This window comes from Terrabacter koreensis (assembly GCF_054783315.1).
The window spans coordinates 720,913-734,617 of the sequence record NZ_BAAGQU010000004.1 but is presented as its reverse complement, the minus strand read 5'-3'; the positions used below and the strand labels follow the sequence as shown (position 1 = coordinate 734,617).

General features: G+C 69.5%; 16 protein-coding genes. 3 read left to right on the top strand and 13 right to left on the bottom strand.

Annotation, left to right across the window (positions count from 1 at the left end; genetic code table 11):
* Positions 1-24 precede the first annotated feature (24 nt).
* The 8 genes from rpsS to ACYVNR_RS06130 all read right to left on the bottom strand — a co-directional run bounded on the left by rpsS (position 25) and on the right by ACYVNR_RS06130 (position 5,261).
* Complete coding sequence (rpsS, locus tag ACYVNR_RS06165) at positions 25-306, bottom strand: 30S ribosomal protein S19 (protein WP_026864141.1); 282 nt, start codon at positions 304-306, stop codon at positions 25-27.
* Positions 307-321: 15 nt separating this feature from the next.
* Entirely contained in the window at positions 322-1,158 is an 837-nt protein-coding gene (gene rplB, locus ACYVNR_RS06160) for a 50S ribosomal protein L2 (protein WP_020143241.1), read from the bottom strand.
* Between the two features lie 25 nt (positions 1,159-1,183).
* Positions 1,184-1,483: a 50S ribosomal protein L23 gene (gene rplW / locus ACYVNR_RS06155; protein WP_026864143.1), complete on the bottom strand. Its 300-nt coding sequence runs from the start codon at positions 1,481-1,483 to the stop codon at positions 1,184-1,186.
* Positions 1,480-2,115, bottom strand: a complete 636-nt coding sequence (gene rplD, locus ACYVNR_RS06150) for a 50S ribosomal protein L4 (RefSeq protein ID WP_045191906.1) — start codon at positions 2,113-2,115, stop codon at positions 1,480-1,482. The genes rplW and rplD overlap by 4 nt, the downstream gene beginning before the upstream one ends.
* Entirely contained in the window at positions 2,112-2,765 is a 654-nt protein-coding gene (rplC, locus tag ACYVNR_RS06145; protein ID WP_386050631.1) for a 50S ribosomal protein L3, read from the bottom strand. Before rplC ends, rplD begins: the two co-directional genes overlap by 4 nt.
* A gap of 13 nt (positions 2,766-2,778) precedes the next feature.
* Positions 2,779-3,087 carry a 30S ribosomal protein S10 gene (rpsJ, locus tag ACYVNR_RS06140; RefSeq protein WP_009775966.1) on the bottom strand — a complete coding sequence of 103 codons (309 nt, stop codon included), beginning with the start codon at positions 3,085-3,087 and terminating at the stop codon, positions 2,779-2,781.
* Positions 3,088-3,455: 368 nt separating this feature from the next.
* Positions 3,456-3,869, bottom strand: coding sequence for a thiol-disulfide oxidoreductase DCC family protein (locus tag ACYVNR_RS06135; RefSeq protein ID WP_458798555.1), 414 nt, complete (start codon positions 3,867-3,869; stop codon positions 3,456-3,458).
* A gap of 87 nt (positions 3,870-3,956) precedes the next feature.
* Complete coding sequence (locus ACYVNR_RS06130; protein WP_461047280.1) at positions 3,957-5,261, bottom strand: M18 family aminopeptidase; 1,305 nt, start codon at positions 5,259-5,261, stop codon at positions 3,957-3,959.
* A gap of 300 nt (positions 5,262-5,561) precedes the next feature.
* Between ACYVNR_RS06130 and ACYVNR_RS06125 the strand changes: the two genes are divergently transcribed.
* The 3 genes from ACYVNR_RS06125 to ACYVNR_RS06115 are packed head-to-tail and all read left to right on the top strand — an operon-like array spanning position 5,562 to position 8,141.
* The gene (locus ACYVNR_RS06125; RefSeq protein ID WP_461047278.1) at positions 5,562-6,716 is read left to right on the top strand and encodes a WXG100 family type VII secretion target; all 1,155 of its coding nucleotides are present in this window, start codon (positions 5,562-5,564) and stop codon (positions 6,714-6,716) included.
* Entirely contained in the window at positions 6,713-7,216 is a 504-nt protein-coding gene (locus ACYVNR_RS06120; protein WP_045191910.1) for a hypothetical protein, read from the top strand. Before ACYVNR_RS06125 ends, ACYVNR_RS06120 begins: the two co-directional genes overlap by 4 nt.
* A 4-nt stretch (positions 7,217-7,220) precedes the next feature.
* Positions 7,221-8,141, top strand: coding sequence for an LLM class flavin-dependent oxidoreductase (locus ACYVNR_RS06115; protein WP_461047275.1), 921 nt, complete (start codon positions 7,221-7,223; stop codon positions 8,139-8,141).
* A 165-nt stretch (positions 8,142-8,306) separates the two neighbouring features.
* Here ACYVNR_RS06115 and tuf read toward each other — a convergent pair whose 3' ends face one another.
* From tuf to ACYVNR_RS06090, 5 genes are all read right to left on the bottom strand, one after another.
* Positions 8,307-9,503, bottom strand: a complete 1,197-nt coding sequence (gene tuf / locus ACYVNR_RS06110) for an elongation factor Tu (RefSeq protein WP_045191911.1) — start codon at positions 9,501-9,503, stop codon at positions 8,307-8,309.
* A 103-nt stretch (positions 9,504-9,606) separates the two neighbouring features.
* The gene (fusA, locus tag ACYVNR_RS06105) at positions 9,607-11,724 is read right to left on the bottom strand and encodes an elongation factor G (protein ID WP_045191912.1); all 2,118 of its coding nucleotides are present in this window, start codon (positions 11,722-11,724) and stop codon (positions 9,607-9,609) included.
* A 133-nt stretch (positions 11,725-11,857) separates the two neighbouring features.
* Positions 11,858-12,328, bottom strand: a complete 471-nt coding sequence (gene rpsG, locus ACYVNR_RS06100) for a 30S ribosomal protein S7 (RefSeq protein WP_045191913.1) — start codon at positions 12,326-12,328, stop codon at positions 11,858-11,860.
* The gene (rpsL, locus tag ACYVNR_RS06095; protein WP_020143255.1) at positions 12,328-12,702 is read right to left on the bottom strand and encodes a 30S ribosomal protein S12; all 375 of its coding nucleotides are present in this window, start codon (positions 12,700-12,702) and stop codon (positions 12,328-12,330) included. The genes rpsG and rpsL overlap by 1 nt, the downstream gene beginning before the upstream one ends.
* A 389-nt stretch (positions 12,703-13,091) precedes the next feature.
* Positions 13,092-13,676 carry a hypothetical protein gene (locus tag ACYVNR_RS06090; RefSeq protein WP_461047272.1) on the bottom strand — a complete coding sequence of 195 codons (585 nt, stop codon included), beginning with the start codon at positions 13,674-13,676 and terminating at the stop codon, positions 13,092-13,094.
* Between the last annotated feature and the right edge of the window lie 29 nt (positions 13,677-13,705).

The following is a 13,705-nucleotide window of genomic DNA, read 5'->3' as shown; positions in this document are numbered from 1 at the left end:
CTTCTTCCTTGGATTCGATGGCCATCAGCGACGACGACCCTTCTTGTCGTCCTTCACGTGACCCTTGAACGTGCGGGTCGGTGCGAACTCGCCGAGCTTGTGGCCGACCATCGACTCGGTGACGAACACCGGGACGTGCTTGCGGCCGTCGTGGACGGCGAAGGTGTGACCGAGCATGTCCGGGCTGATGACCGAACGACGCGACCAGGTCTTGATGACGTTCTTCGTGCCCGCTTCGTTCTGGGCGTCCACCTTCTTCTGAAGGTGGTCGTCGATGAAGGGGCCCTTCTTCAGGCTACGAGGCATTCCAAAGGCTCCTTATCAGCGCTTCTTGCCAGTACGACGGCGACGCACGATGAGCTTGTCGCTTTCCTTGTGTCCCTTGCGGGTGCGGCCCTCGGCCTGACCCCACGGGGAGACGGGGTGACGTCCACCGGACGTCTTGCCCTCACCACCACCGTGCGGGTGGTCGACCGGGTTCATCGCGACACCACGGACGGTCGGGCGCTTGCCCTTCCAGCGCATGCGGCCGGCCTTGCCCCAGTTGATGTTGCTCTGCTCGGCGTTGCCCACCTCGCCGACGGTCGCGCGGCAGCGCGCGTCGACGTTGCGGATCTCACCGGACGGCATACGCAGCTGGGCGTAGGGGCCGTCCTTGGCGACGAGCTGCACGCGAGCACCCGCGGAGCGGGCGATCTTGGCGCCGCCACCCGGCTTCAGCTCGATCGCGTGGACGACCGTACCGACCGGGATGTTGCGCAGCGGGAGGCTGTTGCCCGGCTTGATGTCGGCCGCGGGGCCGTTCTCGATCGGGTCGCCCTGCTTGAGCTTGTTCGGCGCGAGGATGTAGCGCTTCTCGCCGTCGGAGTACTGGACGAGCGCGATGCGCGCGGTGCGGTTGGGGTCGTACTCGATGTGAGCGACCTTGGCCGGCACGCCGTCCTTGTCGTGGCGACGGAAGTCGATGACGCGGTAGGCGCGCTTGTGGCCGCCACCGATGTGACGGGTCGTGATGCGGCCGGCGTTGTTGCGGCCACCCGTCTTCGACAGGGGGCGCACGAGCGACTTCTCCGGCGTGGAGCGCGTGATCTCGACGAAGTCGGCGACCGACGAGCCGCGACGGCCCGGTGTGGTCGGCTTGTACTTACGGATACCCATGTGGTTTCAGTCCTTTTCGTCGATCTCAGGCGCCCGCACCGAAGATGTCGATCGAGCCCTCGCGGAGGGAGACGATCGCACGCTTGGTGTCCTTGCGCTTGCCGAGGCCGAATCGGGTGCGACGGGTCTTGCCCTGGCGGTTCAGGGTGTGGACCTTGTCGACCTTGACGTTGAAGATCTGCTCGATGGCGATCTTGATCTCCGTCTTGTTCGCACGCGGGTCGACGATGAAGGTGTACTTGCCCTCGTCGAGCAGCCCGTACGACTTCTCGGAGACGACCGGCGCGATCAGGATGTCGCGGGGGTCCTTGGCGTGGATGCTCACTTGGCGGCCTCCTTGTCGGCCTTGTCGGCCTTCACGGGACCGGCCACGAACGCGTCGAGGGCAGCCTGGGTGAAGACGATGTCGTCGGCGCACAGGACGTCGTACGTGTTGAGCTGGTCGGCGACCAGGACGTGGACGTTCTGCAGGTTGCGGACCGACTTGAACGACACCTCGTCGGTGCGCTCGAGCACGACGAGCAGGTTGGGACGCTCGGTCAGGCCGGCGAGCAGCGCGGCGGCGTCCTTCGCCGAGGGCACGTCGCCCGAGACGATGGCGTCGACGACGTGGATGCGGTCGAAGCGGGCCCGGTCGGACAGGGCGCCACGCAGGGCGGCGGCCTTCATCTTCTTGGGGGTGCGCTGCGCGTAGTCACGCGGCTGCGGGCCGTGGACGGTGCCACCGCCGGCGAACTGCGGGGCGCGGGTCGAGCCCTGACGGGCGCGGCCGGTGCCCTTCTGGCGGTACGGCTTGCGGCCACCGCCGCGGACCTCGCCGCGGGTCTTCGTGGAGTGCGTGCCCTGACGAGCGGCCGCGAGCTGGGCCACCACGACCTGGTGGATCAGCGGGACGTTCGTCTGCACGTCGAAGATCTCGGCGGGCAGGTTCGGGGTCTTGGTTGCCATGTCGATCATGCACCCTTCGCAGCCGTGCGGATCAGGACGATGCCACCGCGGGGGCCGGGAACGGCACCCTTGATGAGCAGCAGGCCCTTCTCGGCGTCAACGGCGTGGATCTGGAGGTTCTGGGTCGTCTGGCGAACGCCACCCATGCGACCGGCCATGCGCATGCCCTTGAAGACACGGCCCGGGGTCGAGCAGCCGCCGATGGAGCCCGGCTTGCGGTGGTTGCGGTGGGCACCGTGCGAGGACGAGACGCCGGCGAAGCCGTGACGCTTCATGACACCCGCGAAGCCCTTGCCCTTGGTCGTGCCGGTCGCGTCGACGCGCTGGCCCGCCTCGAAGGACTCGGCCGTGATCTCCTGGCCGAGCTCGTAGTCGGCGGCGTCGCTCGTGCGGAGCTCGACGAGGTGACGGCGCGGCGTGACGCCGGCCTTCTCGAAGTGGCCCGACATCGGCTTGTTCACCTTGCGCGGGTCGATCGCGCCGAAGGCGATCTGGACCGCGGAGTAGCCGTCGGTCTCGTCGGCGCGCACCTGCGTGACGACGCAGGGGCCGGCCTTGACGACGGTCACGGGGACGAGCTTGTTGTCGGCGTCCCACACCTGGGTCATGCCGAGCTTCTCGCCGAGCACGCCCTTGACGTTCTTCTGAGCAACAGTCATGTCAGCAACCGCCTCAGAGCTTGATCTCGATGTTGACGTCCGCCGGCAGGTCGAGACGCATCAGCGAGTCGACGGCCTTGGGCGTCGGGTCGATGATGTCGATGAGGCGCTTGTGCGTGCGCATCTCGAAGTGCTCGCGGCTGTCCTTGTACTTGTGCGGCGACCGGATGACGACGAAGACGTTCTTCTCCGTCGGCAGCGGGACGGGGCCCACCACGGTCGCGCCGGCGCGCGTCACTGTGTCAACGATCTTCCGGGCCGAGTTGTCGATGACCTCGTGGTCGTACGACTTCAGCCGGATGCGGATCTTCTGTCCCGCCATCTGATGAACGTCTCTCTCTCGCTTCTGACTTCCGGTTCCCTTGGCATCCGACCCCCGAGGTCGGGCGTGTCGCGCCCGCTTCGCGGCGAAAGTGACGCACTTCCGTGCTACTTCCGGTGTGGATTGCCCGGCCGAACCGGGTGGCTTGCGCTTCCCTCGGGCCTCCGAGAGGAGTCCGGGCGAGTCCCCGTCAGGAGGCTCTCAAGGGGCGGCGCCACCGACATGGGTCAGCGACGCGCGTCAAGCAACCTGAACAGTGTGCCAGAGGCGGCGACGCACTATCAAATCGAGGACGGGCGTCGTCGCAGGCCAGGGGTCCGTGGCGCGTCGGGCGTGCCGACCGAGCCATGCACGCAGGACCCTCGGGGTCACTCCCCCGCCGTCGACGCCGGCCGCGAGCACGCCGGCGTGCCTCCCGGCAGCCGGTGACGGTGCTCGGCGACCCAGCCGTACGCTCGGGAGGCCACCCGTGAGATGCCCGGAGCCATGAGCAGGTAGCCGACCGGTCGCCAGGCCGGCGCCCCGTGGGTGGCCGCGCTCGCGATGGCCCGGTGTCCCGAGCGGATCGAGCCGTCGGCGGTCACGAACTGGGCCGCCTCGTCGCAGTCCTCCGCCGAGAGGCCGACGGACGCGAGGTCGAGCTCCTGCCACGGTCGCACGGCGAAGCGGTCGCGTCGGTCGACCCAGCGCTTGGCGAAGAGGGCGCTGCGCGTGCAGAAGCCGCAGTCCGCGTCGTAGACGAGCGTCGGCCGGTCGGGCACGTCGAGCGCTGGGGCGTCCACGGGCCCATCCTCCCACGCCCGTCCACCCGCCGGCCGTATGCCGTCCCGCCACCCGGGCGGGTGAGCACGCGTGGTGCCGGTCGGCTCTCAGGCGGGGGCGAGGAAGGCGCTCAGCGCGCCGGCATACATGGCCGGGTCGTCGGCGCCCATCAGCTCACGGGTGCTGTGCATCGACAGGGCCGCCGCCCCGAAGTCGACGGTCGTGGCGCCGGTGAGGGACGAGGTGACCGGTCCGACCGTCGAGCCGCAGGGCAGGTCGCTGCGCGTGACGAACGTCTGCATCGGCACCCCGGCCTGCTCGCAGGCCAGCCGGAACGCCGCCGCGCCGACCGAGTCGGTGGCGTAGCGCAGGTTGGTGTTGACCTTGAGCACCGGGCCGCCGTTGACCCTGATCGTGTGCATCGGCTCGTGCCGCTCGGCGTAGTTGGGGTGGGTCGCGTGGCCCATGTCGCCCGAGGCGATGACGGTGGAGGCGAGGGCGCGCCAGTAGTCGTCGCGGGTGCCACCGCCGGCCGCGACGATGCGCTCGAGCACCGACGGCAGCAGGGTCGAGGTGGCGCCGCGCTCGGACGTGCTGCCGATCTCCTCGTGGTCGAAGAGGACGAGCACCGGCACGTGGGTGGGCTCGGTGGCCACGGCGTCGAGCAGGGCCCGCACGCCGGCATACGAGGTGGCGAGGTTGTCGAGGCGGGGCGCCGCGATGAGCTCGCGCGAGCGGCCGAGGCGCGTCGACGGCTGGACCGGGTGGGCCATGACGTCCCACGACAGGACGTCCTCGCGGTCGACGCCGACCTGCTCGGCGAGGTAGCCCACGAAGTCGCCGGGCTCGTCGCCGACGCCCCACAGCGGCTCCATGTGCGCCTGCTTGTTGAGGCTGAGGGCCTCGTTCTGGGTGCGGTCGAGGTGGATCGCGAGCTGGGCGACGCGGAGCAGCGCGTCATGGCCGTGGAAGGTGCGCGACTCGACGCCGTCGCGGCCCCGCACGGCGACCCGGCCGGCGAGGCCGAGGTCGCGGTCGAGCCACGAGCTGAGGATGAGGCCGCCGTAGGGCTCGACGCCGAGCAGCTGCCAGCCGGCCCGGCTGTGGTCGGGGTTCGGCTTGATGCGCAGGTTGGGGCTGTCGGTGTGCGCCCCGACGACGCGGAAGCCCGCCGCGGGACCGGCGCCGGCGCCGTGGGCACCCGTGGTGTCCCAGGCGATGAGCGAGCCCCCACGCACGAGGTAGTGGCGGCCGGGCTCGGTCGGCCACGCGGCACGCTCGTCGACCTCGGAGAAGCCCTCCGCCGAGAGCCTCCGGGCCGCCTGCTCGCACGCGTGGAACGGCGTCGGGCTGGCGTCGACGTAGTCGATGAGCCCCTGGGCTTCGGTGTCGGTGTCGAACGAGTGCGCCATGGCTCCCGACCCTATCCACCGGTGCCCGTCGAGCGCCGCGCGCCCCGGGTTGCGAGGATCGCTCGATGCCCGACGCCGCGCTGCCCCGACTCGTCGACGAACCTCGCCTGGCTCGGGGCGGCCCTGCCCGAGGTGACCCCGCGGTTCTGGAGGCGCGCGGGCGCCTGAGCCGGCCGGGCCCTCGACGTCGCGCGGACGTCGGGGAGTGCTCCCCATTGGCCGACGGTCGGCAGGCTGCCTAGGGTCGTCAGCAGCGGCCGCGCCCCGGTCGCGTCACCGACGCTCGGGGAGGGCACAGCCGTGGTCGTGTACAGGAAGGGCGCCGACCCCGACGCCCTCGAGCGCTCCGCCGGCCGGCTCGACCGTTTCGCCGGCGACTGCCGTGCGGCCCGGTCCGCCGTCGACCACGCCGTCGGATCCCTCGGCTCCGCCTGGGGCGGCGGCGACTTCGACTCCTTCCGGGGCGACTGGCGCTCGTCAGCCCCCGGCATCGACGCCCTCGAGCACGCCCTGACCGGTCTCGGCGCAAGGCTGCGCGAGAACGCCGCCCGGCAGCGCGGCACGAGCGGCGAGGGCGGCAGCGGACCGGGTGCGGCGAACGGCGCCGGTGGAGGCAGCCCGCTGGGCGGTCCCGTGCCGATGTCCTTCGGCGGGACCACGCCCTCGCCGTCGCCCGGCCCCGCTCCCACTCCGACTACTCCCCCGGGGCCCGCCACCACCGGCGTCGGTGGACCCGTCGACGGCTACGACTTCGGCGAGCCCGACAGGCCCGACATCGAGTGGGACGAGGGCTTCGCGTACGACTCCAAGGAGTCGAACTGGCACGACCACCTCGCCAAGCTCGAGTGGATGGCGAAGCTCGAGGCGGGCCGGGCCCTCAAGTCGGACCTCGACGACGCGACGGCGATGTACGCCCACTACTGGGACAACGACGGCGAGCCGGTGCGCTTCGACTACGAGGAGGGCGTGAAGGAGGACCCGTCGATCGCGGCGAACGTCAACGAGGAGGTGGCGCGCACCGCGGCTGCCGTCGACGAGATGGTTCGGGGCGGCAACACCCACTTCAGCACGACGGGCGAGGCCCACCCGGCCACCGCCTACCCCAAGACCGAGAACTGGCAGAAGACGATCGGCGGCTACCAGCAGTGGAGCAGCGCCGACGTCACCGTCGAGAACGGCCAGGTCTCCATGCAGGTGACCGTCCACGCCGAGGACTACTACAACTTCAACCCCGACCAGTCCGACATCGCGAGCGGCGCGGGCGACAACGAGAACGGCCGCTTCACCGAGATCGGCTGGGCCAAGCCGTTCCCGTCGAGCGGTGACGTCACGCGTACGATCACGTGGCCGGTCGGCTCGCCGCCGCCCACCATCGACGTGGGCACGGGCGACGTCGAGCGCACGCCGGGGTTCGGTCGCGAGGACCGAGCCGACGAACGAGGAAGCAGCCGATGAGCCACCGCCGCCGCGCCCTGGCGACCGCCGCCGCCCTGCTGACCCTGACCGCAGCCGGAGCGTGCAGCACCCAGCCCGACCCGTCCACCGACCGCACGAGGAGCACCGTGAGCAGCGCCGCCCCTGGCACCAAGACCGGCACCGGTGAGGTGCGCACCGACCTCGAGCCGTTGACGAAGCGCTTCAGCGCCCTGGGCCAGCCGGTCTCTGCGACGTGGATGTCGGGCACGCTCGGTGGGGACGCGCCCGGTCCCTCCACCTACTGGATCGACGCCGTGGTGGAGGTGACGCCCGAGACCGCCGCCACCCTGCGCGCAGCCGCTCCCCAACCGACCGCCGGGACCCCCGAGGTCGAGGACGGCGTGCGCTCGGCCGTGCCGTCCGGCCGGCTGCTGACCTCGAAGGCGCTCGACGCCCTCTTCGCCCAGGGCTCCTTCCGGGCCACCGCCTACCTCGCGGCCGACTCAGACACCGTCGTCCTCGTCGCCCTCGGCCAGTAGCCCCATGAGTCGGCCGCTGAAGGTTGGCGTCCAGCTGCCCGAGGTCGAGCGGCGGGTCGGCTGGCCCGAGCTGCTCACCATGGCGCGCACCGCCGAGGACGTCGGCCTCGACTCGCTGTGGCTCGGCGACCACCTGCTCTACGACCTGCCCGGCGGAGTGACGCGCGGCCCCTGGGAGGTCTGGACCTCGCTCGCCGCCGTCGCCGCCGTGACGTCACGCGTGGAGCTCGGCCCCTTCGTCGCCTCGACGGCCTTCCACGCCCCGGCGATGCTCGCCAAGATGGCCGCGACCGTCGACGGCATCTCCGGCGGCCGCCTGGTCCTCGGCCTCGGCGCGGGCTGGAACGAGCGCGAGTACGCCGCCTACGGCTTCCCCTTCGACCAGCGCATCTCGCGCTTCGAGGAGGCCTTCACCGTGATCCGGACCCTCCTGCGCGAGGGTCGCATCGACCACCATGGCCGGTTCCACGACCTGACCGACTGTGTGCTCGACCCGCCGCCGACGAGGCCCGGCGGACCGCCGCTCATGCTGGGTTCGACCGGCCCGCGGATGCTGCGCATCGCGCTGCCCCACGTGGACCTGTGGAACACGTGGTGGAGCGACTACGGCAACTCCCCCGACGAGTTCGCCCGGCTCCGTGAGCGCGTCGACTCTGCAGCCGCCGAGGCCGGCCGCGCCCCGAACGAGGTCGGCGCCACTGCCGCCGTCTACGTCCAGCTCGAGGGAGGCACCGGGCGGGTCATGGGCGACTCCGCGTACGCCGCCGCGGTGAGCCCCGTCGCGGGCGACCCCGGCGCCGTGGCCGAGCACCTCCACGCCATGGTCGAGGCCGGAGCCGTCCACGTCCAGCTCGTCCTCGACCCCATCACCACCGACACCATCAAGACCGTCGGCCGGGCCCTGACCCTCCTCGACGCCGACTGACTGCCGGGTGACGCGAGCCACGCCGCGCATCGCGCGGCCGCGGGCCGGCTACGACGGGAGCGCGAGACGTCAGTCGCGGGAGGTACGCGGAAGGGCCCGCCCCGCCGAAGCGGAACGGGCCCTACGCGTACTGCGGTGGATCTGTGCTGCGGAGGCAGCGTCAGGTCACTTGTTGATCTTCGTGACCTTGCCGGCGCCAACCGTGCGGCCACCCTCGCGGATGGCGAAGTTGAGGCCCTCCTCCATGGCGATCGGCTGGATGAGCTCGACCGACATGTCGGTGTTGTCGCCGGGCATGACCATCTCGGTGCCCTCGGGGAGGTGCACGACGCCGGTCACGTCCGTGGTGCGGAAGTAGAACTGCGGACGGTAGTTGTCGTAGAACGGCGTGTGACGGCCACCCTCGTCCTTGCCCAGGATGTAGACCTGAGCCTCGAACTCGGTGTGGGGCGTGATCGAGCCGGGCTTGACGACGACCTGGCCGCGCTCGACGTCCTCGCGCTTGACACCACGAAGGAGCAGGCCGACGTTCTCACCGGCGCGACCCTCGTCGAGCAGCTTGCGGAACATCTCGACACCGGTGACCGTGGTCTTCGTGGCCGGGCCGGTGTGGATGCCGACGATCTCGACGTCCTCGTTGACCTTGAGGACACCGCGCTCGATGCGGCCGGTGACGACCGTGCCACGACCGGTGATCGTGAAGACGTCCTCGACGGGCATGAGGAACGGCTTGTCGATGTCGCGCTCGGGCTCCGGGATGTAGGTGTCCACGGCGTCCATGAGGTCGAGAACCGACTGACCCCACTCGGCGTCGCCCTCGAGGGCCTTGAGCGCCGAGACCTTGACGACCGGCAGGTCGTCGCCGGGGAACTCGTAGCCGGAGAGGAGCTCACGGACCTCCATCTCGACGAGCTCGAGGATCTCCTCGTCGTCGACCATGTCGGCCTTGTTGAGCGCCACGACGATGTAGGGGACGCCGACCTGCTTGGCGAGCAGGACGTGCTCCTTCGTCTGCGGCATGGGGCCGTCGGTGGCAGCGACCACCAGGATGGCGCCGTCCATCTGGGCCGCACCCGTGATCATGTTCTTCACGTAGTCAGCGTGACCCGGGCAGTCGACGTGGGCGTAGTGACGACCCTCCGTCTGGTACTCGATGTGCGCGATCGAGATGGTGATACCGCGCTGGCGCTCCTCGGGAGCCTTGTCGATGTCCTCGAACGCGAACTGGGGGTTCAGGTCCGGGTACTTGTCGTGCAGAACCTTGGAAATCGCAGCCGTCAGCGTCGTCTTGCCGTGGTCGATGTGACCGATGGTGCCGATGTTGACGTGCGGCTTGGTCCGCTCGAACTTTGCCTTCGCCACTGTGGTCCTCCTCAGGACTTTCTAGTGTTACGCCGTACGACCAGGGCAGGACGTGGCGCTGTGGGGTGGTTTCCGATGGAAGAGACTACGGGATGGCCCGTAGTCACTCCCCGCGGGTCTTCTTGATGATCTCCTCGGCGACAGCCTTGGGGACCTCTGCGTAGGAGTCGAACTCCATGGAGAAGCTCGCACGGCCCTGCGTCTTGGAGCGCAGGTCTCCGACGTAGCCGAACATCTCGGACAGCGGGACGAGGCCCTTGACGACCTTGGCGCCGCTGATGTCCTCCATGCCCTGGATCTGGCCACGGCGAGAGTTGATGTCGCCGATGACGTCGCCCATGTAGTCCTCGGGCGTGCGCACCTCGACGGCCATCATCGGCTCGAGCAGGACCGGGTCCGCCTTCTTGATGGCCTCCTTGAGGACCATCGAGCCGGCGATCTTGAACGCCATCTCCGAGGAGTCGACGTCGTGGTAGCCACCGTCGATGAGGGTGGCCTTGATCCCGACGAGCGGGTAGCCGGCGAGCACGCCGTACTGCATGGCGTCCTGGATGCCGGCGTCGACCGACGGGATGTACTCACGCGGGACGCGGCCACCGGTGACGGCGTTGACGAACTCGTACATCGAGCCGTCCTCGGTCTCGCCCAGGGGCTCGAAGGACACCTGGACCTTCGCGAACTGGCCGGAGCCACCGGTCTGCTTCTTGTGCGTGTAGTCGTACTTCTCGACGGCGCGGCGGATCGTCTCGCGGTAGGCCACCTGCGGCTTGCCGACGTTGGCCTCGACCTTGAACTCGCGCTTCATGCGGTCGACGAGGATGTCGAGGTGCAGCTCGCCCATGCCGGCGATGATCGTCTGACCGGTGTCCTCGTCGAGGTGCACCTGGAAGGTGGGGTCCTCGGCGGAGAGCTTCTGGATGGCCGTGGAGAGCTTCTCCTGGTCACCCTTCGTCTTCGGCTCGATGGCGACCTGGATGACCGGGTCGGGGAACGTCATCGACTCGAGCACGATCTGCTCGTTCGGGTCGCTGAGCGTGTCGCCCGTCGTGGTGTCCTTCAGGCCGATCGCGGCGTAGATGTGGCCGGCGAGGGCCTCGTCGACCGGGTTCTCCTTGTTGGCGTGCATCTGGAAGAGCTTGCCGATGCGCTCCTTCTTGCCCTTGGTCGTGTTGATGACCTGCGAGCCGGCGGCGATGCGCCCGGAGTACACGCGGATGAAGGTGAGCGTGCCGAAGAACGGGTGCGCGGCGACCTTGAAGGCGAGCGCCGAGAACGGGGCGTCCTTGCTGGGCTCACGCGTCAGCTCGACGCTCTCGTCGCCGGGCTTGTGACCGACCATGGCCGGCACGTCGATCGGCGACGGGAGGTAGTCCACGACGGCGTCGAGCATCGGCTGCACACCGCGGTTCTTGAAGGCGGAGCCGCAGAACACCGGGTAGATCTCGGAGTTGACGGTGAGCTTGCGGATGCCCGCCTTGAGCTCGTCGACGGTGAGCTCCTCGCCGCCGAGGTACTTCTCCATGAGGTCGTCGTCGGCCTCGGCCACGCGCTCGACGAGAGCCATGCGGTACTCCTCGGCCTTGGCCTGGAGGTCCGCCGGGATCTCGGCGATCTCGTACTTGGCACCCATGGTCACGTCGCCCTTGGCGTCGCCGGGCCACACGAGGGCACGCATGTAGATGAGGTCGATGACGCCGAGGAAGTCGTTCTCGGCACCGATCGGCAGCTGCATGACGAGCGGCTCCGCACCGAGGCGGTCCTTGATCGTCTGCACGGTGAAGTAGAAGTCCGCGCCGAGCTTGTCCATCTTGTTGACGAAGCAGATGCGCGGCACGTTGTACTTGTCGGCCTGGCGCCACACCGTCTCGGACTGCGGCTCGACACCCTCCTTGCCGTCAAACACTGCGACGGCACCGTCGAGGACGCGCAGCGAGCGCTCGACCTCGACCGTGAAGTCCACGTGTCCGGGGGTGTCGATGATGTTGATCTGGGTGCCCTCCCAGAAGGAGGTCACGGCGGCAGACGTGATCGTGATGCCGCGTTCCTTCTCCTGCTCCATCCAGTCGGTGGTCGACGCACCGTCGTGGGTCTCACCGATCTTGTGGTTGACACCGGTGTAGAAGAGGATGCGCTCCGTCACCGTGGTCTTGCCAGCGTCGATGTGCGCCATGATGCCGATGTTGCGGACCTTCTTGAGGTCCGTCAGGACGTCGAGTGCCACGTCAGGTTTCTCGTCTCATTCGTCGTGGAGTGAAATCTCGGGGCCCGGGCCGTCACGGTCGTCCGTGAGGGGCGGGCGTGGCCCGAGCCGTATGCCGCCCAGCGGGCCGGGCGGCATACGGCCGGGACCGCTGTCACCAGCGGTAGTGCGCGAAGGCCTTGTTGGACTCGGCCATCTTGTGGGTGTCCTCGCGACGCTTGACCGCGGCACCGAGGCCGTTGCTCGCGTCGAGGATCTCGTTCATCAGGCGCTCGGTCATCGTCTTCTCGCGACGCTGACGGGAGTAGCCGACGAGCCAGCGCAGGGCCAGCGTCGTGCTGCGGCCCGGCTTGACCTCGATCGGCACCTGGTAGGTCGCGCCACCGACGCGACGGCTCTTGACCTCCATGGCCGGCTTGACGTTGTCGAGCGCACGCTTGAGCGTGGCGACGGGGTCGGTGCCGGTCTTCTGGCGGCAGCCCTCGAGGGCGCCGTAGACGATCGTCTCGGCGATCGACTTCTTGCCGTCGAGGAGGATCTTGTTGACGAGCTGCGTGACGAGCGGGCTGGCGTAGACCGGGTCGACGACGAGCGGGCGCTTCGGAGCGGGTCCCTTACGAGGCATCAGCTCTTCTCCTTCTTCGCGCCGTAACGGCTACGAGCCTGCTTGCGGTTCTTGACACCCTGGGTGTCGAGCGTGCCGCGGACGATCTTGTAACGCACACCCGGGAGGTCCTTCACTCGGCCACCGCGGACGAGCACGATCGAGTGCTCCTGCAGGTTGTGGCCGACGCCGGGGATGTAGGCCGTGACCTCGATGCCCGAGCTGAGGCGCACGCGGGCGACCTTGCGGAGGGCAGAGTTCGGCTTCTTGGGGGTGGTGGTGTACACGCGGGTGCACACACCGCGGCGCTGGGGCGAGCCCTTGAGCGCCGGGGTCTTGGCCTTGCTGGCCTTGTCCTGGCGGCCCTTGCGGACCAGCTGGTTGATGGTAGGCAACCTGGTTACTCCATAACGTTGCTCGTTGTCGGCCGTCCCGGAGGACGGCTCCTTGGCTGTTCGGTTCCTCGACCCCCGAGGTCGGGTGTGTCGGAACCGGTTCTTCCCCCTGCACTTCCCGCTCCTGCCATGGCCTCACGGCGCTCGGAAGGGACGGGTTGCCCGGCGGAAGGTGTGCTCTGGACCCAAGTGGTGTCGCATCCGCTGCGTGCGGTTGGACAGGGCACCGGGGCCGTCATCGCGCATGCCTGAGTGCATGCCTCAGACACAGTGTTCAAGCGTACCGGGGTGCGGCACGCCGACCAAATCGGTTGAACCGGCTCCGCGCCTCCCGATGCGGTATGCCGCCGCGTGGAGCCGGGCGCACCCGGCGCCGTCGCGGGGTGGGCTCAGCCGAGTCGCCAGTCGCCGGCGTACATGTGCAGCACCGGCACGCCGAGCGCCTCGCGGGCCCGGGAGGCCCAGTCGCGGTGGAAGGTGTCCTCGACGGCGTGCGGCTCGGTGACGACGACGACCTCGCGGGCCCCCAGCCTGGCGACCTCCTCGACGAGGGTCGGCATGGGGTCGTCGGAGGTGATCTCACCGGTGGCGTCGACGTCGTGGCGCTCGAACTCGGCCAGGGTCGTCGACAGCGCGGTGTCGGCGTCGGCGTGGGCGCCGGTGCGGTCGACGGGGCGCAGCGCCTCGAGGGCCTCGCGCATCTCGAAGAGGCTGAGGTGGTTGAGGAAGGAGCTGAGCAGGTTGCGCTGGGTGTCGGCGGGCACGAGCACGCGGTAGGTGGGCCGGTCGTCCTCGTGCAGGCCGATGATCTTGGCGACGTCGGCCGGCTTGAGGGCCTCCTCGGTGAGCACGATGATCGTGGGCGTCGGACCGTCGGGGCCGCCGGTCGTCTCCGTCGTCTCCGTCGTCTCCGTCGTCTCTGCGGGCTCGGCGGGGTCGGGCGCGTGCGGCACGTCGGCCGTGGGCTCGGTCATGCACCCACCCTATCGATGCGGCTGCGTGC